This is a genomic window from Bullifex porci, assembly GCF_009695635.1.
Classification (GTDB): domain Bacteria; phylum Spirochaetota; class Spirochaetia; order Sphaerochaetales; family Sphaerochaetaceae; genus Bullifex; species Bullifex porci.
Genome location: NZ_VUNN01000029.1, coordinates 1 through 25,079, shown reverse-complemented (window position 1 = coordinate 25,079; position 25,079 = coordinate 1). Strand labels below are relative to the sequence as shown.

Annotated in this window: 23 protein-coding genes; 7 read left to right on the top strand and 16 right to left on the bottom strand. The window is 34.8% G+C overall.

Translation table 11 applies throughout. The annotated features are described in order from the left end of the window. Window positions 1–123 precede the first annotated feature (123 nt). Complete coding sequence (locus tag FYJ80_RS10580; RefSeq protein WP_154426729.1) at window positions 124–552, bottom strand: hypothetical protein; 429 nt, start codon at window positions 550–552, stop codon at window positions 124–126. A 21-nt stretch (window positions 553–573) separates the two neighbouring features. On the opposite strand from FYJ80_RS10580, the gene FYJ80_RS10575 reads away from it, so the two are divergent. Together FYJ80_RS10575 and FYJ80_RS10570 are read left to right on the top strand one after the other, a co-directional pair. Further along, a complete protein-coding gene (locus FYJ80_RS10575; protein WP_154426727.1) occupies window positions 574–1,290 on the top strand; it encodes a hypothetical protein in 717 nt (238 codons plus the stop codon). A 12-nt stretch (window positions 1,291–1,302) separates the two neighbouring features. Continuing rightward, a complete protein-coding gene (locus FYJ80_RS10570) occupies window positions 1,303–2,340 on the top strand; it encodes an FAD:protein FMN transferase (RefSeq protein ID WP_206361075.1) in 1,038 nt (345 codons plus the stop codon). Here the strand turns inward: FYJ80_RS10570 and FYJ80_RS10565 are convergent. The 7 genes from FYJ80_RS10565 to pdxS form a co-directional block, all read right to left on the bottom strand. Beyond that, on the bottom strand, window positions 2,337–3,089 hold the full coding sequence (locus tag FYJ80_RS10565) for an ABC transporter ATP-binding protein (protein ID WP_154426725.1): 753 nt from the start codon (window positions 3,087–3,089) through the stop codon (window positions 2,337–2,339). The genes FYJ80_RS10570 and FYJ80_RS10565 overlap by 4 nt on opposite strands. Beyond that, window positions 3,086–4,054: a FecCD family ABC transporter permease gene (locus FYJ80_RS10560; protein ID WP_154426723.1), complete on the bottom strand. Its 969-nt coding sequence runs from the start codon at window positions 4,052–4,054 to the stop codon at window positions 3,086–3,088. Before FYJ80_RS10560 ends, FYJ80_RS10565 begins: the two co-directional genes overlap by 4 nt. After that, on the bottom strand, window positions 4,051–4,959 hold the full coding sequence (locus FYJ80_RS10555; protein WP_154426721.1) for an ABC transporter substrate-binding protein: 909 nt from the start codon (window positions 4,957–4,959) through the stop codon (window positions 4,051–4,053). The genes FYJ80_RS10560 and FYJ80_RS10555 overlap by 4 nt, the downstream gene beginning before the upstream one ends. A 107-nt stretch (window positions 4,960–5,066) precedes the next feature. After that, on the bottom strand, window positions 5,067–7,610 hold the full coding sequence (locus FYJ80_RS10550; RefSeq protein WP_154426719.1) for an FAD-dependent oxidoreductase: 2,544 nt from the start codon (window positions 7,608–7,610) through the stop codon (window positions 5,067–5,069). 88 nt (window positions 7,611–7,698) lie between these two features. Then, window positions 7,699–8,799 carry an alpha/beta fold hydrolase gene (locus tag FYJ80_RS10545; protein ID WP_154426717.1) on the bottom strand — a complete coding sequence of 367 codons (1,101 nt, stop codon included), beginning with the start codon at window positions 8,797–8,799 and terminating at the stop codon, window positions 7,699–7,701. 47 nt (window positions 8,800–8,846) lie between these two features. Continuing rightward, window positions 8,847–9,404, bottom strand: a complete 558-nt coding sequence (gene pdxT / locus FYJ80_RS10540) for a pyridoxal 5'-phosphate synthase glutaminase subunit PdxT (RefSeq protein WP_154426715.1) — start codon at window positions 9,402–9,404, stop codon at window positions 8,847–8,849. Then, window positions 9,404–10,282 carry a pyridoxal 5'-phosphate synthase lyase subunit PdxS gene (gene pdxS / locus FYJ80_RS10535; protein WP_154426713.1) on the bottom strand — a complete coding sequence of 293 codons (879 nt, stop codon included), beginning with the start codon at window positions 10,280–10,282 and terminating at the stop codon, window positions 9,404–9,406. Before pdxS ends, pdxT begins: the two co-directional genes overlap by 1 nt. Window positions 10,283–10,378: 96 nt before the next feature. Between pdxS and pdxR the strand changes: the two genes are divergently transcribed. From pdxR to FYJ80_RS10515, 4 genes are all read left to right on the top strand, one after another. Then, window positions 10,379–11,746 (top strand): MocR-like pyridoxine biosynthesis transcription factor PdxR, encoded by a 1,368-nt coding sequence (gene pdxR, locus FYJ80_RS10530; protein WP_154426711.1) that lies wholly within the window; start codon window positions 10,379–10,381, stop codon window positions 11,744–11,746. 110 nt (window positions 11,747–11,856) lie between these two features. After that, entirely contained in the window at window positions 11,857–13,128 is a 1,272-nt protein-coding gene (locus FYJ80_RS10525; protein WP_154426709.1) for an AAA family ATPase, read from the top strand. Continuing rightward, window positions 13,128–13,691, top strand: coding sequence for an RloB family protein (locus FYJ80_RS10520; protein ID WP_154426707.1), 564 nt, complete (start codon window positions 13,128–13,130; stop codon window positions 13,689–13,691). Before FYJ80_RS10525 ends, FYJ80_RS10520 begins: the two co-directional genes overlap by 1 nt. 284 nt (window positions 13,692–13,975) lie before the next feature. Continuing rightward, the gene (locus FYJ80_RS10515) at window positions 13,976–14,125 is read left to right on the top strand and encodes a hypothetical protein (protein ID WP_154426705.1); all 150 of its coding nucleotides are present in this window, start codon (window positions 13,976–13,978) and stop codon (window positions 14,123–14,125) included. Between the two features lie 205 nt (window positions 14,126–14,330). Here the strand turns inward: FYJ80_RS10515 and FYJ80_RS10510 are convergent, their stop codons facing one another. Then, window positions 14,331–16,256: a DUF2075 domain-containing protein gene (locus FYJ80_RS10510; RefSeq protein WP_154426703.1), complete on the bottom strand. Its 1,926-nt coding sequence runs from the start codon at window positions 16,254–16,256 to the stop codon at window positions 14,331–14,333. A 142-nt stretch (window positions 16,257–16,398) separates the two neighbouring features. Further along, window positions 16,399–18,390: a hypothetical protein gene (locus FYJ80_RS10505; protein WP_154426701.1), complete on the bottom strand. Its 1,992-nt coding sequence runs from the start codon at window positions 18,388–18,390 to the stop codon at window positions 16,399–16,401. 180 nt (window positions 18,391–18,570) lie between these two features. On the opposite strand from FYJ80_RS10505, the gene FYJ80_RS10500 reads away from it, so the two are divergent. Further along, the gene (locus FYJ80_RS10500) at window positions 18,571–19,218 is read left to right on the top strand and encodes a hypothetical protein (protein ID WP_154426699.1); all 648 of its coding nucleotides are present in this window, start codon (window positions 18,571–18,573) and stop codon (window positions 19,216–19,218) included. Window positions 19,219–19,225: 7 nt separating this feature from the next. Here the strand turns inward: FYJ80_RS10500 and FYJ80_RS10495 are convergent, their stop codons facing one another. From FYJ80_RS10495 to FYJ80_RS10470, 6 genes are read right to left on the bottom strand one after another with little or no spacing between them, the layout of a single operon-like run. Continuing rightward, window positions 19,226–19,942 carry an MBL fold metallo-hydrolase gene (locus FYJ80_RS10495; RefSeq protein ID WP_206361074.1) on the bottom strand — a complete coding sequence of 239 codons (717 nt, stop codon included), beginning with the start codon at window positions 19,940–19,942 and terminating at the stop codon, window positions 19,226–19,228. 4 nt (window positions 19,943–19,946) lie between these two features. Then, window positions 19,947–20,708 carry an ABC transporter ATP-binding protein gene (locus tag FYJ80_RS10490; RefSeq protein WP_154426695.1) on the bottom strand — a complete coding sequence of 254 codons (762 nt, stop codon included), beginning with the start codon at window positions 20,706–20,708 and terminating at the stop codon, window positions 19,947–19,949. Further along, the gene (locus tag FYJ80_RS10485; RefSeq protein WP_206361073.1) at window positions 20,705–21,670 is read right to left on the bottom strand and encodes an ABC transporter ATP-binding protein; all 966 of its coding nucleotides are present in this window, start codon (window positions 21,668–21,670) and stop codon (window positions 20,705–20,707) included. The genes FYJ80_RS10490 and FYJ80_RS10485 overlap by 4 nt, the downstream gene beginning before the upstream one ends. Continuing rightward, window positions 21,663–22,478 carry an ABC transporter permease gene (locus FYJ80_RS11990; RefSeq protein WP_154426691.1) on the bottom strand — a complete coding sequence of 272 codons (816 nt, stop codon included), beginning with the start codon at window positions 22,476–22,478 and terminating at the stop codon, window positions 21,663–21,665. Before FYJ80_RS11990 ends, FYJ80_RS10485 begins: the two co-directional genes overlap by 8 nt. After that, complete coding sequence (locus FYJ80_RS10475; protein ID WP_154426689.1) at window positions 22,475–23,431, bottom strand: ABC transporter permease; 957 nt, start codon at window positions 23,429–23,431, stop codon at window positions 22,475–22,477. The genes FYJ80_RS11990 and FYJ80_RS10475 overlap by 4 nt, the downstream gene beginning before the upstream one ends. Further along, the gene (locus FYJ80_RS10470; RefSeq protein ID WP_206361072.1) at window positions 23,432–24,925 is read right to left on the bottom strand and encodes an ABC transporter substrate-binding protein; all 1,494 of its coding nucleotides are present in this window, start codon (window positions 24,923–24,925) and stop codon (window positions 23,432–23,434) included. Window positions 24,926–25,079 lie beyond the last annotated feature (154 nt).

Sequence of the window (25,079 nt, the reverse complement as noted above, 5' to 3'; positions counted from 1 at the left end):
CTATGAGCTGCTACTACATTACGTCTTGTTTGCTCTGGATAGTGATTATACATGTTGTTTTCGTCCTTTTAGAAGAATTTTCATACAATCGGAAAAAAACTTAAATATCAGCTGAAAACACGTTTACTCATAGGAGTCCCAGTATCTGTAGATGTGTCCGTTTATGCTGATACGTCCGCCAGTAAGGAATCTGTATCCCGCCTGTTTGTAGGTGACGCTTTTGTACTTTTTGACCTTGCGACGACGGGGTGGCGAACATTTGACTCCCTTCTCCCTGTTAGTGAAAAACAGCCGGTACGCTCTGTATATCCTGTCGGTTATCTCCTGTACCGCCTGACTTCCCACATAACGCCAGTGGTGGTTTTCATCCTCGTTGCGAAGATCACGGAGCTGTTTCTGGAGTTCGTATTTATCCAAAAGCTTCCCAGTTTCGGTATAGTGGTCCTGTATGATTGTCAGTGCCGTGTTGTATATGATCCCGGCAATATTTATCATATCACTAAGGTATCCGAAGTCATCGCTGTTGTACAGTTTTACTGTCAGTGTCCGCATGACATCATTATAGCATATTTTATGGCATTACGCATTACCACCTTTCATCTCACGGCCAAGGCGCGTGGGCTTTCTCGGCGGTTAATTTGTCAAATTGGTAAGGAATTGAATGAACAGGCAGCTGCAATTGCTAAGTATGTAGTTGGCTTAACAGCTGATGAAGTAAAGCAGGTTACAGTTTCTTCTGCATCACGCAATGAAATTGACTTAGCATCTTCTGCAACAATCGGTTATAGTGATATTATTGAAGCAATCGTAAAGGCAATGGATAACGCAAAGAGCTTAGGTGCTAAGAGCGGTGACACACTCTACCTTACACATTATACAAACAATGCTAAGAGTAAGGATGCTACAAGCAAGGGTGATGGACAGACTCAGACATATGCTACAGTTGCAGCTATCACAGTTGATGGTGATGTCATCACATCTATGATCGTTGACGCTGTACAGCCAACAGTTAAGTTCAATGCAAAGGGTGAAGTTACCTCTGATGCAGCTTATGTAAAGACAAAGAATGAGCTTAAGGAAGCTTATGGAATGGCTAAGGCAAGCTCAATCGGTAGAGAATGGTATCTCCAGGCAGAATCATTCTGTGCTTATGCAACAGGTAAGACTATCGATGCAGTAATGTCTACAGCTGTAAACGAAAAGGGTGTAGCTACAGATGTTGACTTAGTTTCTTCTGTAACTCTTGCTCTTTCTAACTTCACAGATCTAATTGCAAAGCTTGCGAAATAAGGACTGTAAGAATTGAAAAAAGGTAGATGGATAATAATATTATTAACATTTATCATTGCACTTACCGGATGTACTAAAAAAGAGACATCCGGTATTGCACTAGAGCGTTATAGCGCAACATATCTCTCACTTTTTGATACTGTAACCTCTATAGTGGGTTATGCAGAAAGTGAGGAGGAGTTTAATACCATCACAAAGCAAATACATGATGAAATGCTAACCTATCATAGGCTCTATGATATTTATAATACATATGATGGTATTGTGAACCTTAAAAATGTAAATGATACTGCAGGTATTGCACCTGTTAAGGTAGATCAAAGAATTATTGATTTAATTCTATTTTCAAAAGAAATATATAAAGAAAGTAACCATAAGGTTAACATAGCACTTGGAAGTGTACTTGCTCTTTGGCATGAGGCTAGAGAGGATGGGTTATATGATCCACTAAATGCATATCTTCCAGATATGGATGAATTAATAGCAGAAAGTAAGCATTGTGACTTAGATAAGGTCATAGTAGATGATGATAATAATACTGTATTCTTTGAGGATCCTAACATTAGACTTGATGTTGGTGCTATTGCTAAGGGGTATGCAACCCAAAAGGCTATTGAAAATATAGATATTAGCTTATTAATTAGTGTTGGTGGAAATGTTGCCTCAACAAAATCTAAGCCAGATGGATCGCCTTGGGTAGTAGGTCTTCAGGATACTCAAAAGAGTGAAGGAAACTATAAGCAAAAGGTTATTCTTGATAAGGGGGCTGTAGTTACTAGTGGAGACTATCAACGCTACTACGAGGTTGATGGAGTTCAATATCACCATATAATTGATCCAGATACATTGATGCCAGCACAATATTGGAAGGCTGTTTCTGTTATCGTTCCAGATTCAGGTGTTGCAGATGGACTTTCTACTGCACTATTTTTAATGAACCAAGAGGATGGACAGAGGCTATTAGATAAATATAATGGTGTTGCTCTCTGGACAGATAAGGATGGTAATGAATATCAAAGTAATGGCTTTGACAGTGTAATTAAAAACTAAAGCTTTTTCTTACACCACCAATGGTCACTCTCCTTCTTAATTTCAACATTAAATACCTTATCAATTAGTTTTGAGGAATAAACATCATCAACACTACCCTCAAATAAAAGCCTTCCTTTATCCATTAATATAAAGCTATCTGCAATTGAGAGAGCACTCTCAAGGTTATGAAGTACCATAACTACACTCTTATTCTCACTACATAGCTCCTTCGCTAAATCTAGTAGCTGAAATTGGTGAGAAATATCTAAAAATGTTGTGGGCTCATCTAAGAGAAGATAATCACTACCTTGAGCAAGTGCCATAGCAATATATACCTTTTGTCTTTCACCACCAGATAGTTCAGAAACCATTTTATCTCTTAAGCCTTCAATCCCCATCCTCTCAAGAGCCATATCAACAGCTTCTCTATCCTCTGCTCTATATCTTCTTGGATAAGATAAATATGGAAATCTTCCATGTAAAACTAAATTCTTTACAGCTATATCAGGAACGCTCCTATTTTGTGATAAATAAGCTATCCTCTTAGCTCTATCAAGTGGCGAAATATTAGATAAATCAATATCATCAATAAAAATTGAACCACTAGTTTTCTTTATTATTCCTGAAATAGTTTTTAATAGTGTTGATTTTCCACACCCATTAGGACCAGCTATTACAGTTAATTTATTATTTAAAATATTTAACGATACTCCCTTTAGGATATCATCATCTCCATAACCACTATAAAGGTCTTTAATTGCTATCATGCTCTTCTCCTCTTTAGCACTAGGTACAAAAATACTGGTCCACCTAAAAGAGACATTATAATACCAACAGCAAGCTCATATGGCCTAAAGAGGGAGCGGGCTATGATATCACAAAGTGTAACAATAATACCGCCTAATATTGCTGATAGAAGTATGTAGTATCTTCTATCCCTCTTTAATATTCTTCTTGTAGCATTAGGTACTAAGAGTCCTACAAACCCTAATAACCCTGCAAAGCTAACTGCAGAGCCCGCTAATAGTGATGAGAGTATTATAAAAAGAGCTCTAAGACGCTTTACATTTACTCCTAATGAAATTGCTTCATCATCACCTAGAGAGAGGATTTCTAATTCATTAGTTAATGTGCATGCTAAAGCAATAGCTATAAAAATAATTATAGTAGCAGGGTATAGTCTAATTGCAGAGACAGAGGAAAAGCCTCCCACAAAGAAATCACTACCATTCATTGACGCACTTGGAACAAGATTTACTAGAGTATCACTTAGGGCTCCTAAAATGTAGTTCATAGAAACGCCACATAGCAATACTGTTGTTCTACTTGCTCTTAGTCTTGCAGATATAACCATTATGAATAGAGATGTAATAATAGCACCAATAAAGGCACTAAGAGACATCATAAGGCCAGAGGATACTCCTATAGCACAGGAGAGTGTTACAGCAAGCCCAGCTCCCGAGTTCACTCCTATTATCCCAGGAGCTGCTAGATTATTTGCTAATACACTTTGAAGTATTGCACCAGCTACTGCTAAAGCACCTCCTGCAAAGACACAAGCTATTGTTCTAGGAAGTCTTGAATAGAAAAATATGTAGCGTTCAAAGCTATCTGAAGAAAAAATAGATTCAAATAGCTTAATGGGAGAGATAACAACACTTCCAATCATTAAGCTTAATAGGATAGTTAATATAAGTAAAAGCAAAGAGAGTAATACAATATGCTTTTTCATTTATTTAGAATCTCTAAAAGCCCTCGATAGGCCTCAGCCCATCTATGGTTTGGCTTTAAGTTATATAGTGTTTTATCCATGAAGTAGACATTACCATTCTTTACAGCTGATAGCTCCTTAAAGAGAGGGTGCTCATCAAAATAGGTAGCGACATATTTTTTCATTCCCTCCTCATCATCACCTCTTTGTGTGATAAAGATATATTCAGGATCCTCCTTAAGGATATATTCAATGTTTAAATTCTCTAAGAGGCTTGACTCACTATCTGCTAAATTGATACAACCAAGCTCACTTAGCATTGCTCCCATAATGCTCGATTCACTATTTTTTGCTTTAAGATATGCGCTCGATGCAAGCATACATAGTACCTTAGGACTATCCTGTCGCTTTTGTTTTAATATTTCAGCTATCTCTGCTTTTACACTTTCTCCATATTTTTGATATAAATCCTTTCTTCCAGTCATATCTGTAAAGATATCTAAAACGTGGAGGTAATCATCAAAGTCATAAACCTCTAAATAAGCAGCAGGGATATTCATGCTATCAAAGGAATCCTTCCAGGTAAGCTGCTGGTTATTATTAGGACTTGCTAAAATAAAATCTGGCTTTGCAGCTATCAAGCTCTCTAGATTTAGCTTAGAAATCTTTCCAAGGTTAACTGTATCTTCAGATAAATCAAGCTCTAAATCTGTCCAGCCATCATCAGGACATGCAACAACATCACCACCTGCTAGCATCCATATTTGAGCTAAACTTCCAATTAAAGCGGCAGTTCTATCATACGATTTAACACTTATCTCTCGTGATAAATTATCTGTAAAAACAAAGTAATCCTGACTTTCAGCCTTTTTACTACAAGCTGAAAGCAGGAAAACAATAAGAATAAAAATAATTATCTTTTTCATACAAACACCCAAAGTAGCAAATCACCAACTTTATATTACCTACAATATCTCTTTTAAGGCCCTTTCCTATGTACAAGTATGGCAGCTATATTTAGGTGTTTTATTAATTAGCAGGTTGCTCCGCCCTTTACATCCTTATTCAAGATTGCAGCTTTGTCAATCTTAGAATTGAGGAGTTTATCATTAACATAGTCAAATCCGAGTCTTGCTACTGTATCTGCAAAGCGCTCCCCACTCTTACCCTCATCACGGAAAAGAAGGATTGCTTTTTCAACTACATCCATTAGCTCCTCTTCACTTGTTATAACTCTAGTTAAAGGGATTCCATGAGCGATCTTCTTGCCCCAGCGTCCACCAACATATACCTTGTAGCCTGGAACATACTCCTCAGCAACCTTAAATGGACATCTACCCTTACATCTTGAGCAGTTATTACATTCATTTGGATCAACAGAGAGCTTTCCATCTACAACCTTAGCAACCTTAATTGGACAGCTGTTAACTACCTGACAAACCTTACAGCCCTTACATTTTTGAATATCAAAAACAGGAACATTTTGACCGACAATACCAAGGTCATTGAGATTTGGCTTAACACAGTTATTTGGACAGCCACCAACAGCAATCTTAAATTTGTGTGGTAATGTTACACCATGATAGCCAACATAGAATTTCTCATGAAGCTTCTCAGATAGAGCGAAGGTATCTGCAAGACCATACTGACAGGTAGTACCTTTACAAGATACTACAGGTCTTACTAAGCTACCTGTGCCACCAGTTGAAAGCCCTCTCTCATTTAAGAATTCAATAAGTGGCTGGATATTTTCATACTTAACGCCTTGAACCTCTAGAGTAAGACGAGTAGTCATTGTAATTTCTCCAGAACCAAACTTCTCACAAGCTTCCCAAATAGTCTTTTGCTCTTCAGCTGTAATCTTACCATTACGTGTAATAATTCTTACATTAAATACATCTGGGTATCTCTTATCCTGTAAGCAGCCAAGAGCCTTTACTCTTCTTACCTCCTGTGGAGGGATTGCACCAGCAAACTTAATTTTAACATCATTAAGATTAACTCCACCCTCAAGAGATTTAGTAGCAGTAAAGCCCATAGCCTTAAGTCTATTTTGAACTAGATAAGATTTTCTTCCTCTAGCACAAACTAGAAGTAGCTTTGCATCCTTAGGAGTATCCTTAAAGGTTTCCTCTAGCTTATCAAAGGCAACAAACTTTGCACCAGGGATAGTTGGAGAATTATTAACATCAATAACCTGATATCCCTCTGCCTTTCCACACATATACTCATATGGAGTAAAGCTATCGAGAACACCATTTATTTTGTTTTCAAGTACATAGCTAGCCTGTACTAATGGATTAATCGCAGTAGAGAATGGTGGTGCATATGATAGATCTAATGAATCGAGGTCCTCTAATTTAGCGCCCATATATATTGCAGTAACAGCTGTATCTACAATTTTATCAACTTCTCCAGGTCCAACTACCTGCACACCTAATACCTTGTGTGATGACTTATCTGCAACAAGCTTAATAACAAAGTTTCCACTCCCAGGATAGTAATGAGCCTTATCATCAACAACTAAGGAAACACTAATTGCATCAAAGCCCTCAAGCTCTGCACTCTTCTCTGTTAAACCAGTTCTACCTGCATTTAAGCCATCAAATAGCTTTAGAACTGCTGTAGAAAGACAGCCTCTATATTTAATATCCTCACCTGTTAAAGCCTTAGCAAGAATTCTTCCTGTAATATTAGCTGTTGATCCCATTGCAGAATAAGCTCTTTTACCTGTTAATACACTTCTAACTAAAGCACAGTCTCCAGCTGCATAAATATCATCAAGATTGCTTCTTAGCTGGTCATCAACTACAATTGCACCTTTTTCAAGCTCAATACCACTATCGAGTAAGAAATCTGTTGCAGGCTTTACACCAAGAGCGAGGATTACAATTTCACCAGTAATATCACCACGAGTAGTCTTAATACCACTATCTGTAATCTCTTCTAGCTTTGCACCATTAACAACCCTTATACCCTTTTGTATAAGTTGTTTTTTGATGTATTGTGCCATATCAGGATCAAAAAGGTTTGGAAGTACCTGATCTGCTAAATCAGCAACTGTAACATTAACACCCTTAGCTTTAATATTTTCAGCAACCTCAAGACCAATAAAGGAAGCACCAACTATAACAGCACTCTTAACACTCTTCTCTTCGATGTAGCGCTTAATATTAACAGCATCCTCAACTGTTCTAAGTGTGAAAACATTAGATCTATCTACACCCTCAATATTTGGGACTATAGGAGTAGCTCCAGTTGCGATAATTAATTTATCATAGGTGACCTCTGTATTATCCTTAAATAATACACTCTTTCTATTAGGATCAATTTTAATTGCTTCCATCTCAGTTTTAACATTTACACCAGTAAGCATTGAAAACTTTTCAGGAGTATTTACAACTAAGCTATCCTTATCAGGAATAAGACCACTTATGTGGTATGGTAGTCCACAGCCTGCGTATGAAATATCCTTAGACTTAGTATAAATAGTGACATTATTATTTCTATTTTGACGCATCAATTTTGCTGCAACCTTAGTTCCAGCAGCGACGCCACCTAAAATAACTATATTCATTCTTTCACCTCAAAGAAAATTATACTATTAAACTGTAGTCTTATAAAATGTTTTATCTACCAAACCACTAACAAAAATAATGAAAAAATTAATCAATTAAGCCATCAAGGAAATCAAATACTGTTACCCAATATGCATTAGCAATCGCATCGGGAGAGTTAAATATTTCATGGTGAGAATCAGGGCACATTACAACGTGTACTCTTTCTGCCTTAGAAGCAAATTCTAATTGCTTATCATTTCTAACTAAGCTATCAAATTCTGCTTGGAATAGTAAAACTGGAATCTTTACCTTTTCTGCTTCACTTTGCTTAACCATCTTTTCTGTAGCTTTTATAGCTGCATTTAGCCATGACCAAGTAGCTCCATAGGTTTGATGATATTCATTCTCCGTTCTCATATCAAAGAAGTATTTGTATCTAGGGTAGCTTGTAGCAGGGCATCCTGGATCAGAAAATGCTTCTACAGCATCCCAATCATAGTGTCCAAAGATATAGCCATCTCCAGCGCCAAATAGATTAGCAGAGCCTGATAGGAATTTAGCAGCCCATTGAGGTACAGCTCCCATATTAATACCAATCATTGGAGAGGATAGAATTGCAAAGTCAAAAATATCAGGGTAGATTTCTAAAAATCTAGTTGCGATTCCACCACCCATCGAGTGGCCAAATAATACTAATTTATTATCCCTTGATAGTGGTAGAACTACCTCATCAACAAACTGCTTTACATCCTCTGTATAGACATTAAAATCATCAACAGCTACCTTTGAAAGCTCATTTGATACATCGGCTCTTCTCTCAGAGTATCCATGTCCATAGTGCTCAATCATATAGACGTCATATCCAGCTCTATTAAAGTAGAAGATAATCTCACTATATTTTCTGATAAACTCTGTAAAGCCATGAAGAATAACTACACTACCTTTTTCATTTTCAACATCGAATATTTCATAATATATTCTGTGTCCATCACGATTAGAGGAGAGTGTTCCATTTCTTTTAATTGAATTAAGGTATGGCTCAACCTCTTCACTCATTGTCTTTGAGTAATTATCCTCGCTTACTATCTCAAAATCAGGTCTTGAGATATCAAGAGGTAAGATATTCATTGTCTTTCCACTTGGGGTGGTAGTAGAGCATGAAAAAAACAAAATAGTTACAAGAGAAATTAAAATAAATCTTTTCATAAAGAAAAAATAACCATAGCAATTTGCTATGGCTATATACAAAGACTCTATTTTGTTATAGAGAGGAACAACTCGTGAAGCCGCGTATCCTTTGATAGCTCAGGATGAAATGATAATGCAATTTGGTTTTTATACCTTACTCCAGTTATCTTATCATCATATTTTGATAATACATCGACACTATTATCTACCTCAGTAATATATGGAGCTCTAATAAATACCATTTCAAAATTATTAAAGTCTCCAACCTTACCATTGGTAATAAAGGATCCAAGCTGTCTTCCGTAAGCATTCCTCTTTACTGTTACAGGAAGTGTTGCTAAATATCTGTTTTTATCGTTTTCAATTGTCTTTGAAAGAAGTATTAGCCCTGCACAGGTTGCAAGTACAGGAAGCCCTGATAATATCATATCTCTCAAAGGATTTAGCATATCTAGCTCTCTTAAAAGCTTTCCCTGTACTGTGCTTTCTCCACCTGGCAATATAATACCATCGAGATTAGCTAAATCAGAAAGCTTTCTGATCTCCTTAGCTTCAGCACCAAGAGTATTTAAAGCTTCAATATGCTCCCTAAAGGCTCCTTGAAGAGCTAGAACACCTACCATTATCTACCTCTTTCTTCCATGATGAGCTTTATTTCATCAGGATTGATACCAACCATAGCCTCACCTAAATCCTCAGAGAGCTCTGCAATAAGCTTTGCATCTCTATAATTTGTAACAGCTTGAACTATGCTTCTTGCTCTCTTAGCAGGATTTCCTGATTTAAAAATACCTGAACCAACAAATACGCCCTCAGCTCCTAGCTGCATCATTAATGCTGCATCTGCAGGAGTTGCAACACCACCTGCTGCAAAGTTAACTACAGGAAGCTTTCCATTTTGATGAACATATAATACTAATTCATAAGGAACAGCTAAAGCCTTAGCCTCCTCAAATAGCTCATCCTCTCTCATAGAAACTACCTTCCTGATCTCAGCATTCATCTTTCTCATATGTCTTACAGCTTGAATTACATCACCAGTTCCAGGCTCACCCTTTGTTCTAATCATAGAAGCACCCTCATTGATTCTTCTTAAGGCTTCACCAAGGTCTCTTGCTCCACAAACAAAAGGAACCTTAAAATCTCTTTTATTGATGTGATATAAATCATCTGCAGGGCTTAATACCTCTGACTCATCGATGTAATCAATTTCTATAGCTTCTAGAATTTGAGCCTCAACGAAGTGACCAATTCGGCACTTAGCCATAACAGGAATTGACACTGCATTCTGTATTGATTTAATCATCTTTGGGTCACTCATTCTTGAAACCCCTCCAGCAGCTCTGATGTCTGCAGGAATTCTTTCAAGTGCCATAACAGCACAAGCACCAGCGTCCTCAGCAATTCTTGCTTGGTCAGGTGTAGTAACATCCATAATTACACCACCCTTAAGCATCTGTGCTAAACCCTTATTTAATTCATATTGTTTTACTGCGTCCATTTTTAACCTCTGATATCACAACATTATCACCAATCTGGTTATATAAAAATGTTCAGAAAAATTTTATATTATTATTACCAGATTAGGAGTTTTTCGATGCTTACATACCAGCTAGATAAATCAAAGGGACCAATGTATCAGCAGCTTTATGAAGCTATAAAAAGTGATATTATCTCAGGAAAACTTGAAAAAGGCTTTAAGCTTCCTTCAAAAAGAACCCTTGCAAGAAACTATAGCTTAAGTACCATAACAATTCAAAATGCATATGACCAGCTTATTAGTGAAGGGTATATTACAGCTATCGAAAAGAAGGGGTACTATGTAGCAGGGAACAAAAACATTAAAAAGCCTCTATTAATTTATAAAGCATCAGAAAGTAAGCCCTATTATGATAATCTCTCTAATACAAATATTAGTGTAGCAAACTTTCCCTTCTCTGTTTGGTCACGTTTAATGAGAAGAATTATTGGGCAAGATAGCTCAAGGCTCCTTGCTCCTATTCAAGCAGCTGGTATGGATGAGCTTAGATGTGCTATTGCTAAGCATCTATACTCCTTTAGATCTATGGTTGTTAATCCTGAGCAAATAATAATTGGAGCAGGTACAGAGTACCTCTACTCACTAGTAATTCAATTACTTGGAAGAGATAAGCACTTTGCTATTGAGGACCCTGGATATGATAAGCTTGCAAAAATATATAGTGCAAATAATGTTGATTTCTCATTAGTTGAGCTTGATAGTGAAGGACTTAATGTAGATAAATTAAATAAAACAAATGCTAATATACTTCATATTAGCCCTAACCATCACTTCCCAACTGGTGTAACAATGCCACTAAAAAGAAGATATGAAATACTATCTTGGGCTTCAGAAGATGAAGGTAGATATATTATAGAGGATGATTACGATAGTGAGTTTAGAGTATCGAAAAACCCACATCCTACACTATTTTTATTAGATGGCTCTGAGAAGGTAATATATTTAAATACCTTCTCAAGGTCTCTAGCTCCATCGATAAGAATAAGCTATATGGTGCTTCCCCAAAAGCTTGCAGCACTGTTTAATGAAAAGCTCTCATTTTATTCCTCAACTGTTCCAAGCTTCGAGCAGCTAACACTTTCTGCATTTATAGAGGAAGGATATTTTGAAAAGCACATTAATAGAATGAGACTATTTTACATAAAACAAAGAAATCGTGTTATTAATGAAATCTTAAATAGTGAAATAAAGAATAAGGTCTCAATTATTGAAAATGATTCAGGCTTACACTTTATTCTTCGCTTAAATACATCATATTCAGATGAAGAAATAAAAACACTTCTTGAAAAAGAAAAAATAAAAATAGCAGCCCTCTCTGATTACTCATCTAAAAAGAAGGTTAATCATGATTTTATAATCAGCTACTCCAATCTTGATATTAATGTCTTAAGAAGAGCACTTAGTATCCTAAATACTTATCTTTGATAAACGATATTATGGGATATTATTTCAAATTCACTAGAGATTGGATACAAGCTTGATTTTACCGCCTAAATCTATTATATTTGTAGTAATTCTACAAATATGGAGTGTTTATGCTTTTAGAAATGAGATTTGCAAACTTTTTCTCAATCAAAGAAGAAGTATGCATTGATTTTAAGGCTGGGAATATCAAGACTGTTGCTGCTAAGAATTTAGCTGATAATATTTTCACTGTAAATGAAGAAACTCTGTTAAAAGTGCAAGGAATTTATGGCCCTAATGCTTCAGGAAAATCTAGCATAATAAAAGCTGCATTTTTTTGCAGACAGCTTGTTATAGATTCTTTCCAGAATAATGAAGGTGTAGTTTTTTCATTCATTCCATTCAAGTTTGATGGGTATTATGAAAAGCCAAGCTCCTTTTTCATAAATTTTATAACTGATGGAATAGAATATGAATATTCCTTTACTCTAACAAGAAATCAAATTCTTACAGAAGAGCTTTATTATTATCCAGGAAAAAGAAGAGCTAAAATATTTACAAGAGATGAATCAGCAGGTACAAAAAAATCAGATATATACAGTTTTGGTGAAGGCCTTTTTATCAAGCCACTCGATGTAGCTCAAAGCACAGGAAAAACAACACTCTTTATAAGTAGAGCTAGTCAGATGGACAGAGAGATTGCTAAGAAAATTTATAATTACTTTAGGACAGAATTACTTATAGGTCTTCCTCAGCTTTCTGGACAATACGCAGTTGATTTATTCAATGAAAATAAAAAATTAATTATAGAAGCTTTAAAAATGGCAGATAGTGATATTACTGACATGAATGTAAAAGTTGAAAGCACTCCTTTTATTGCTGATACTTTTAATATTTCAAGAAAAGGAATGCCACTTTCACCAAATACAATTAAGACTGTAGAAATAATTAATTTTTATACTGTACATAAAAGAAATCCTGATATTACTTTTAATCTAGAAGGTGAAGAATCTGCTGGCACTATTCAAATTTTTAATCTACTTCTCATTCTTCTTGATGTTTGCAAAAATGGAAAAACGCTTATTCTTGATGAATTTGATGCAAGCCTTCATACAGAACTAGCACAATTCATTCTAGATTTAATTAATGCTTCTAAGTCAGCGCAGTTATTATTCACAAGTCATAATACGAACCTCTTGAATATAAAAAAGATGCGTAGAGATCAAATTCTTTTTACAAACAAAAAAGAAGATGGTTCTACAGAAGTTTATTCTCTTTTTGATTTTAAAGATTTTAGAGAGAATATGGATGCTGAAAAATGCTACTTGCAAGGTAGATTTGATGCAGTTCCATATATTAACTCTTCTGTTGCAACTATAAAAAATCTTCTTGAGGAGAACTGATGGCAAGAGAAAGAAAATCAATACCAAGAAAGATGAGGCCTCAATTTCTAGTTCTTTGTGAAGGAGAAACAGAAGAAAACTACGTAAACTTTTTACGACAATATTATAGGCTTCCTATAAAAATTGTTCCTAAGATCATTGGAAGCAAAATTTCACAAAAAATTGTTAACCGCTATAAGAAAGATTTGACTGGCTCAGAAGAATCAATTAAGACCTTTTTTATGTATGATGCCGATTTACCAGAGGTTGTAGAAAACTTAAAACAATGTGACGGTATTCTTTTGATTAGTAATCCTTGTATAGAAATATGGTTTATCGCACATTATAAAAAACCATCAGAAGCAGAACTTTCAAGTCAAAATTGTGTGCGAATGCTTAGAGGCTTACCCAACTGGGATAATTATAAAAAGTCTATATTAACTTCAGTGCAAGAATCGCAGTTATGGAATAAAAGAATGGTTGCAGTAGCTAATATGGAACAAAAGGAAGCTAATTCAAAAACATACAGTTCTATTTTTGAATTCATAAAGATTTTAGAAAAAGAATCATCAAATAAGAATTAATTGTAGGGGCAAGTTTTTGTGTACTTGCCTATTTTCATAACTATTTCTTTTTATCGACACTATTTATGCTTGTGATGATATGCATTCTAAGATGTAACAATTAATGATTCATAGTGAAACTAATGGATAGCCTTGATAAGCTTATCTCAGAGGAACTAATACTGAGAATGTGTGATGCTAAATTTGTTACAGATGATGCTGATGAGCAAGAGTACTAACAAAAGGATTTAGGCTTACACTATATTCTTCGCTTAAACACAGCATATACAGATGAAGAAATAAAAGTGCTTCTTGAAAAAGAAAAAATAAAAATAGCAGCCCTCTCTGATTACTCATCTAAGAAGAAGGTTACTCATGATTTTATAATCAGCTACTCTAATCTTGATATAAATGTCTTAAGAAGAGCTATTAATATTCTTAATAAGTTTATCTAACATTGCTATTTCGGATTAAATATTATAATTTTATAAGATAATCAAGCATATATTTATAATTCATCCATAAAATCTTAATTAAAGGGAAAAAGCATTCTCTATGCAATAAATAGTATCCTTACAGTTATGTGATAAGACATAATAGGTTAGTTTTTATGTAAATCATCATTCAAATATAAGAAAGTAGATTTAAGCTGTATATAAGCTAGTAATTTACTTCAGGACTTGAAACCATCAAGCTATAAAACTCATTAACCTTTTTCTTATTATCTTCTATCTTCTGCTTTAGATAATTTGATAGAGCTTTATCTGTACAATAAACAAAGCAACCCTTCATCGCTCTTGATAATAAGGTTCTATATGTATTTCTGATAATAAAATCAACCTGCTTTAAAGCCTCTTTATTCCCTTTGTTACAAAGTCCCTTAAGCCCAGATAGTGATTGATCTGATTTAGCACGAGCTTTGTAATCTGTAATAACCCTTCCATTTTCATATCTAAGGTCATCACCAATTATAACTCCTACATAGCTAAACTCTAAGCCTTGACTAGTATGAATACATCCAATTTGATCAACAGAATCCTTATCAATAGCCCATGTCTCAGTATTACTAAAGTTCCATTGAGCAGAAAAATCCTTTGAAGGAATGACAATATCCTGTGAGGCTCTATCTTTTTTAGATAGCCATGGCCAACAATAGCCCGCAAGCATTCTTGCTTTATTATCCTTAAGATTTAGACGCTTAATTTCACTCATCATAGCCTTTGGATCATCAACTACTCTAATGTCATAATCCTCAGGATCAAAGGTGTAATAATCATGCTTTATATCTAATACATCATCTAAAAAGCTCATATAACCATCACTACCATTACATCTAAACTGTGATAAAAGCTTTCCTTGATGAATATCAGCTCCAAATCTCTCAGCCCAAGAAATTATTTCTGCAACAGAACCAATATCGTATGATGATATCTTTTGCATCTCGTCGATAAAGAATACAGAAATTAATGATGCATTAATTATTTCTTTTATTTGGTTTTCACCTTGGTTATGAAAAATTCCAGACTTCTCATTTAAACGATGCGCTTCATCAACTAATAGTACATCATATGTATTTTGCTTAACACTCAAAAGCTGCCCTGAGGATAAGAACATCCCTTTATATTCTTTTTTCTCAAATCTATCGTCCCCTGCCAATATAGATAAATAAGCATTTCTAGGAGCAGCATTTTTAGTTACATATGCTGCTGTTTTTTCTTTTTTTATTGCTTCAGCTAATAAGTTTATTGCTAATACACTCTTACCAGTCCCAGGTCCACCCTCAATAATAAATACCTGTTTATTTCTTAAAATAGTACTACGATTAACTACTGCCATTATGTTTTGAAAGAAAACATTTTGTTCATCAAGTAAATGGAATTCATCTTTACCTTTCAATATATTTGCAAACACATCCTGCAGTGATTTAGAGGGCCTAATCCTACCATTATCAATTCTTTCAATAATAGATTTTTTATCTGGCTTAACAACATGAGCTGTAATAAAGCTTCTTAGCTTTTCTCCGTAATCACGAAAGAAAATAGGAGCATTTTTAATCTCTGGATAGATAAAGCTATCATTTATTTTATCACCATCAAAATATGTGTAGTTATGTAAATAAGCACAAGGAAATAGCTTTATATTATCACTCTCTATAGCTTCATTATAGTTTTCTAACGTAATAGCATATGACCAAGCTTGATATGATGGATGATTAACATATCTATTAGCATTTCCAACAAAGGTATTTACTAGCTTCTTATCTTCATCAACCTCTGCTTTTGTCCATTGCTTTAGCTCAACTATTACTACATTATCTTCACCTAAGCTATTTTCACCAGCAATAATAAAATCTATTCTACTACCACAGTTAGGAAGTCTGTATTCTGCGCAAACAGTAGTGTTATCATCAATTAATGGAGTATCAATTACATTAGCCATGCAAGTAAGAGAGTTTTCCCATGCAATTACTTCAGCCTTATGAGCCTTTCCAAGATTTTTCTCATACATTTTCTTAACAGCATCAGCAATTCTTCTTTGCTTACAATCGTTAATAAACTCTTTCTTAGTTGCTTGGTAAATAATCATAATCCCTCCAAAAGCTATTGTAGCACAGCAAAAATAAAACTAATAGAAAAGCAGCTTTATTTGTAAAGAAAACTCATTATTGTTAGTAATGAGTTTTCTTACGTAAGAGATATTTACAAAATAGCCTGCTATAAGAGTTTATTTATAGTATTGCACTTCCTCCTGTAACAATCCAACAAGCCATTGATGCAACTAGCAGAGCACCTGTAAATACATTTCCAGTTTTCTTATAGATATATGTACAAAGGAGAGAGAATACTAATACTTGAGGAACAAATACGATTAATAGAGACATAAAAGGACCTCCAAAGGTAGGAGTAAATAGCAAATCTGCTCCTGGGCCTATTCCGAGGAAGAATGGGATGTACTCAATTAATACAATTATTAGGATACCGCCTACCATTGATAATGCATTATGATACCAATTTGAGAAGAATGCTTTACCACCTGATAGTCTAGCTTCTGGCCTTCTATTTGATGCAAAGATCTTACTATTGTTTAGTAGGAAGAAAATTGCAAATACAGGGATATATACTAAGAACTGGATAAATCTTTCAAATGAGAACAATCTAAAGAAAGGCCATATAAATCTAAAGTCTAAAGTAAATACCTTTACTGCGATAAATAGCTCTACATACATCAATAAAAGCATAGAAATAACTAGTAATAACGCTTTTCCTAGTAGCTTGAAATCAAAGTGCTTTGGGCTCTTCTCAGAAGCAAAGCCTAAGTCTGCCATATCGATAATTACACCCTTTTTCTTTGCTCTCTTTATTGGAATAATAGTAGTAAATAGCATTACAACTATTAAGAATAGATACCAGCTCAAGAAGCCATTTCCAATAGTCATTCTAAAGATATTCTCATTTAAAGGTAATAACCCATGTCCAAGCTGAGTTAAAAATGGGTAAGTGAAGCCTGCAATTAACATTGTGATAATACAGTTCTTCCACCATACCTTACCACTTTTATCCTTATTAGGACGGTTAGGAATACCTGTTACTACATCTTTAAAGAAAGGAGTATAAATTAGAACGTTCATAAAGGAAATCATTGAGAAGATAGCTAAAAGCATAGCTAAAAATACTAAAGCTTCCTTAATCATAAATACTTGGTTAGTTGGTGCTATTGAGGAATCAAGATTTATTGCACTATCAAACCACTCAAGTGCAGCTCTCATACCATGAGAGTCATGAGTTGTTAATCTATGGTTTGTATTTAAAAGCTCTATTCTTCTTGCACTACCATCAGCAAATGAGCCAAATGTTGTATTCCATTCGCTTTGGTTTGCATCAACACCTAAGAACTCAGTTCGAATTGGAGTATCTAAGATATCATCTGTTACAAAGTTCTGATAATCTCTAAAGTAATTAAATTCATCGTACTTTGCTTGTAGTAAAAGAACATTATTAAACTTTATTTTACTATCATAAATACTATTTCTAAATAGCTCACCACACTGTAAAACAGTTGCTTTAGGTGTAATATCCACACCATTTGAATTTACAGCACCTGAGTATGCTGCAGCCGTTGACCAAGATGCCCAGGTTCCCATACTGTGTCCAGAAATTGCGAGTCTAGTTGGATCTACTTCTTCAAGAGAGGATAAGAATGCATAAGCAGCTATACCACCCATTGAGCTATCAACAACAGCAGAGCCATCACTACCTTTAGAATATCTATCATTAAAGAAGGATAAGGTAGAGAAGTTCATTAAAACCTTATATCTAAGAGGTCCACTGATCTCGACATAGGTTTTATCACTCTCACTATCATTTCCATAGTTAACACTTACCTTATGGTTTGTATATCCTCTACTTCTCATCGGGATAGTAGTATCACCATGTCCATATTCATCTATTGCAAGTACAACAGCACCTCTTCTTGCAAGCTCTATTGCATATGCAGCACTAGTTTCATGGTCATTTTGATAGCCATGAAGCAGTAATACACCAGGAGCGTCCTTTGCACCCTTTGGTGTGTATAATTTATAAGCTATGTTTCCATCATCTATTTCAATGATACCTGTCTCAATTTCAACTCTATTCCAATCACTTTGAATTAGAGAAGCAATGAAAATTGCTAAAAAGCAAGCAATAACTAAAATAGCTGTAATGATAAGGTTCTTTTTCATGTAAGAATTTTATCACCCTTTTAAGCAATATTAAAATAAAGTATTTATCTTTTTTAAAGGCTGATGTAGTAAAAATCAAAAGGTCCATATTTAAACCATAATTTTAGTTAGAATTGAAGTTTTTTAATTTATCCTTTACTCCTAGCATCCGTCAGTTATAATAGAAGAAGAGGGAGTATTATGGCTGTAAATAATATTGGTGTATGTATGTGCTGTGAAAAAGAAATTCATGCAACAGGTATCATAAGTCATCTTGGCAGATGTAGAAAATTAGAAAAACCAAATTCAGGTAAAGAAGAGTGTGAGCTTTATACCATTTTACTGAGAGATGAAATAAAAACAGAGTATTGGATGGTTATTGAAGTATATGAAACCACTAAGCTATCTGCAATCGATACTTATTTACGTAAGATTTGGTTCAAGGAAAGTGAGCTAACAAGTGAATTTGAAATAGATGGAAAAAAATATAGCTCTAAGCCTTCCCCTGATTGCTTAGGAATGGATATTTCTATCAAAGAAGCTGCAAAGGATATTACTAAGCTTAGATATACACATTACTTTAGTTCTCCAACAAATCTAACAGTTGAGATAAAAAGGATAGAAAGAGGAATTCCTTATAAACGATGTGTCAGATTACAAGCAAGAAATAAGCTTCCATATAATAAATGCAATGTTTGCCGCAGAGCAATGGCTACAAATATTATTGAAGATAAAGACTCTACAACTATTTTATGTGACAGATGTCTTGATAAAGCTAGAAAAGGTAATAGCACTGTAAGCTTAGCCCATAGCCTAGCACGTCCTATTATTAATACACCTAGGATGTGAATAAAAGTTAAAGGATTATTTCTTCAAGACTTTTTGCACACTCATATCCACATTCATTTTCTATAATTGAATAATGCAAATAGCAAGGTAAGTGAACCAGCCTTACCTTGCTTGCTTTTGTTTCTTTGATAAAAGCAGCACACTCAGCTGTATTCATGTGACCAATTCTACTTCCTGATCCATACTTTTTTAAAATCGAACATTCACATAGTAGCAAATCACAGCCCTTAGCCTCTTTTATTAGCTTTTCACTATAGGATGTATCAGAGGTATAAAATACACTCTTTCCATCTACTTCACATTTAACAGCATAGCAAGTAACACCATGAATTGTTTTATAAAAGGTTAGCTTAAGAGAACCAATATTTAACACTGTATCCTCATCTATTACACTGTATGAGGATACATTTTCTAGTTTTAGCTTTTCTTTTAATAAAGAATCATCAGGACCATGAAAGACTAGATCTTGAACCTCTCTCTTTAGCTGCTTTGAGATAAGTCTTCCATATACAGCAACTAAAGCATCACTAAAGTGATCGCTATGAGCATGTGTTATTACAACATTATTTATCTTATCTAGAGAGCATACTCTTTCAAGGTTAGAAAGTACTCCAGAGCCCATATCAATAATAACTCTATCATCGTTATTCTCTATTAAAATAGATGAATTTGCTTCCCCTGCACTTACATATCCACCATTTGTACCTAATATTGTAACCTTCATCATTCTACCTATATGCTGTCTCTACAAGTGTTTTTGTATAGCTATCCTTTGGGCTAGTAATTATTTCATCACTTTCACCAATTTCTACTACATGGCCATCCTTCATTACCATAATACGGTCAGAAATATATCTAACTACACTAATATCATGGCTTATGAAAATCATAGAAACCCCGATTTCTTTCTTTAATGAAACTAATAAATTTAAAATTTGTGCCTGTAAGGATACATCTAATGAGGATGTGCATTCATCACAAATTAAAATTCTAGGATCAAGTAAGAGAGCTCTAGCAATTGCTATTCTTTGAAGCTGTCCCCCTGAAAAGTGAGAAGGCCTATAGGAAAGTGTATTTTTAGGGTCCATTCCAACTCTAATTAGCATATCTGAGATAGATCTTTCAATCTCTGTTTTTGAAAGCTTTCTATAGTTTATTCTTAAAGGCTCAGCTAAGATAGTTCTTATTGAAAAGTATGGGTTCATAGTTTCCTTAGGAGACTGAAATACAAATTGAACAGAACGTCTAAATAGCTTCTTATCATCTCCATTTAAATTAGAAATATCCTTACCATCGTAATAGACACTTCCTGAGGTTGGCTTTTGAAGTCCACCAACTATCTCACCAAGAGTACTCTTTCCTGATCCAGACTCACCAACAATTCCAAGCACCTCTTTTTCATCAAGTGCAAAGGATACTCTATCTAAGGCTCTAAACTTTTTCTGCTTTACTTTAAAATCCTTTGTAATTGCAGTTGCTTCAAGTATCATATTTGGCCTCCTGAGATAAGAGTACACTTAACACAATGAGTAGGTGTAACAAAGCTTTCCTTTACTTCCTGCTCACAGCTCTTTGATGAATATGGACAGCGAGAGAAGAATGGACAGCCGACTCTAGACCTATCTTCCTCACTAATATAACCCTTAATCTCGTTTAAAGGCTTCCTCTTATCCATATCCATAGAAGGAGAAAGAGCTAATAGAGCCTTAGTATATGGATGTAGTGGATTTGATAGCACCTCATCCTTAAGACCAATTTCAACAACCTGACCAGAATAAAATACAGCTACCTTATCGGCTATTTTATTTACAAAGAATAGATCGTGGCTTACAAGCACTAATGATAGAGCTCTCTCCTTTAAAAGTGAGAGATATAAATCTATTACCTGCTTTTGAACAACCTTATCAAGAGCGGTTGTTGGTTCATCAGAAAGTAACATAGAAGGATTCATCATTAAAGCTGTTGCAATATTTACTCTCTGTCTCATACCTCCAGAAAGCTGTGAAGGATAAGAGGATAGAACTCTATCTGGATCCTGAATTCCTACACTAGTTAAAAGCTTAGCTGCCTTTTCATATGCTTCACTCTTACTTTTTTTACCATTAAATGTAATGTACCCATCTGTCATTTGTACACCAACTCTCAAAAGTGGATGTAGATAATTAACTGTATTTTGGGCAACAAATCCGATGTGAGAGCCTAAAAACCTTCTCTTTTCCTTTTTATTTAAGCTATAAATGTCCTTTCCGCAGATTTCTACAGAGCCATGGCTTATCTTAATATCATCTGGAAGTAACCCTAAAATTGCTTTTAGCGTTATAGTCTTTCCTGAACCTGACTCACCAATAAAGGCTATAGTTTCATTTTCTCCTAAGCTTAAAGAAACATCCTTTAAGAGTGTTCTTGCATCATCATGAGCCGATATCTTATTTAGCTTTAATATATCACTCATAGGACTTCTCTCCATGAAGTAGTGAGTTTATTCCATCTCCAAGCATACAGAACCCTAATACAGCAATGGCAAGGACTAAACCAGGCCATATTGCTTGTGATGGATATGTTAAAACATACCCCTTAGCTTCAGAGAGCATAAGTCCAAGACTTGCTCCAGGCGGCTGTATGCCTAAGCCTAAAAATGATAGAGAGGATTCAGTTAAAATTGCTGTTCCAATAGATGTAGAAAGCTGAGTAATTAGGCGTGTTATCATATCTGGGAGCATATGGAAAACAACTAATCTAATTGTTGATGCGCCATAGCTGCGTGCCGCCTTTACATACCCTTTTTTTCTGTTTTCCAAAATCATAGAGTATGATAGTCGTGCAAAAACAGGAACCATAAAGAATGCAATTGCAATACTTGCATTGATAACACCCTTTCCTAGCACTGCAGATAGCATCATAGCAGATAGTATTCCAGGAAATGCCATTAAAGCATCTACAAAACGCATTAATATACTCTCTATTGCTACAGGTGATAGCGCTGCAATTGCACCTAATATAAGACCACAAACAGAGCCAATAAATACAGAGGAAACACTTACAGCTAGTGCTGAACGTGTTGAAACTAATACTCTTGAAAATATATCTCGTCCAAAGTGATCAGTTCCTAAAAGATGAGCTTTAGAAGGCGGAAGAAATCTTCCTTTAATATTCATCTCCTCTACAGGATAAGGCAAATAAATAAAGGAAATAAAAAAGAGTATTAATATAATCGATATTAAGAGGATACCAAAGTATAGAGTAAATTTATGCTTCTTCACTTTTCTCCTCCTGAAAGTCTAATTAGAGGGTCTGCTAAGGCTACTGCTATATCTGTTAAGAAGTTCATTAGCACAACCATAACTGTGATAAATAATACAACACCCTCTAGAAGAGCTATATCATGCTGTTCAACAGAAACAAGTAATAAGCGGCCAATACCAGGAAGTGAAAAGACAGTTTCTACTATTACTGTGCCACCAAATAGCTTTGCAGCTTGGTTACCAATTAGTGTTATTGGTGCAATAATTGCACTTCTAACTCCATAGTGAATTAATGCTCTGAGTCGTGATAACCCCTTAACCTCGCATGCAATCATATAATCATCAGAGAGGGACCTAACTAGAGATGAATAGAACATTCTAGTCATAAGTGCAATTTCACCAAATGCTAATATAAAGGATGGTAATACCATACTTCTTATAAATTCAAAAACATTAACTGAAGGAGCTGTATATCCATTTACAGGGAACCACTTTAGCTTTCCACAAAAGAATACTAGACAAAGCAGTGATATCCAAAAGGATGGAAGAGATGATATTGCGAGGACTGTTGTTCTAATTGCTCCATCTGCAACTCTTCCCTTATTTAATGAAGCAATTAAGCCTAAAGCTGCAGATATTAATGAAGCAATTATTATTGAAAAAAGTGTTAGGAAAAATGTAACTGGAAGTCTTGAAACAATTAGATTAATAACTCTTTCACCATATACAGATGAAGTGCCTAAATCAAATCTAATTGCAGAAAACAACCACTCTAAATAACGAACTAAAAAAGGTCTATCAAGTCCAAGAGAAGAGCGAAGAGCATCTAAGCTTTCCTGCGTTGCATCGAGCCCTAATGCGAGTATCGCTTGATCTCCAGGCAGTACTGAGATTACAAAAAATGTAATTAATGTAACAAAGAACAGTACTGCTAAAGATGATAAAAACCTTTTTAGTATATATTTCAGCATTTATTTCTCTCTATATACTTCCTTCATTTGATAAATGTTAATTGGATAAGCCTTAAATCCATGAACATTACCCTGTGAAACAAATATCTGAATAGGATCCTGGATGTAGAGAGCTGGAACCTCCTGAGCAAGAATTGTTTGTATTCTCTTAACATACTCACTTCTCTTACTATCATCAAGCTCACTTTGATATTTCTCTAGAAGGCTATCAACCTCACTATTTTTATAGTTAAAGTAGTTTTCATTTCCATATGAAAGATATTTAACTAATAATGCATATGGGTCCAGTCTTCCAGTATGTCCAACTACTGTTAAATCGTAGTTTCTACCAACATATACTTCACCAAGCCAGTAAGCCCATTCAACTATGTTGATATTAATCTTAATACCAACCTTTTCAAGAGAAGCGGCAATAACTAATCCAGCATTTACATACTCTTGATAGTTCTTTGGTAGATACATATCAAGAGTTAATCCACTTTCATATCCTGCTTCTTTTAGTAATCTCTTAGCCTCTTCTACGTTGTATGAGTATGTGTTTGATAAATCAACATAGTCCTTTAATACTACTGGGAAGTGAGAACCAATCTTCTCTCCATAGCCCCACCAAACAGCCTCAATTACTTCATCCTTATCAACTGCGAGGTTTATTGCTTGTCTTACTCTAACATCGCTTAGAGCTGGATTATTACAGTTCATAGCCATTAGCTGTAAGCCATTTCCAGCAACAGAAATAATGTTGTATCCCTTATTTTCTACAGCTGATGCTAAATCACCTGTGATTAAAATTAAATCGACTTCACCTGCATCAAGTGCTGTAATTTCAGCAGTTAAGTCAGGCATTATAACAAATCTAACTCCATCGTTTTTAACTTCATATGGGTAGCTTGGAGCTCTATCTAAAACTATATCCTGCTGAGCAACCCACCTTGTTAAAACATATGGACCTGTTCCAACTGGTTTATTTCTAAGATTCTCACTAGTAGCATCAACAACAGCTGCCCATGGATAAGCAAATGATGAAAGAGCTGCTACATTTAAGGAATCAAAGTTGAAAACTATTGTTTTATTATCTGGTGTATTAATTGAGGTAATGAAGGCATAATCTGCTCTTCTCACACTAATTTCGCTCATCAAACGCTCAAAGGAAGCCTTAACTGCACTTGAATCACAAACCTTACCATTTGAGAAAACAGCACCATCTCTAAGAGTAAAGGTAATAGAAAGGCCATCATCACTAACCTTCCAAGACGATGCTAATGCTGGGATAAACTCACCATTTTCATCTACAGTAATTAATGATTCATATATATTGCTAGTAATTTGGAATGTACTTGCAGATGCTGTAAGCTGAGGATCTAATCCATCTGGGTCTACTGGAATAGCCATTGTAATTACATTCTTTATTTCAATAGCTGGCTTCTCAGAAGAACCACCTGCAAAGAGTGAAATAGTCAAAAAAGAAATTAAAAATGCTATTATTATTTTCTTCATGATACCCTCAATTAAGTAATTTAACTTATAATAATACATTTATTTAAATTTTGTCAGTGTAGACTAACGTTCTCATTATTGAATTAAAAGAAATCTATGTAAAATATTTTATGACAGGCCAAGAGTATTCTCTAAAAAGATCTATTTGTCATAC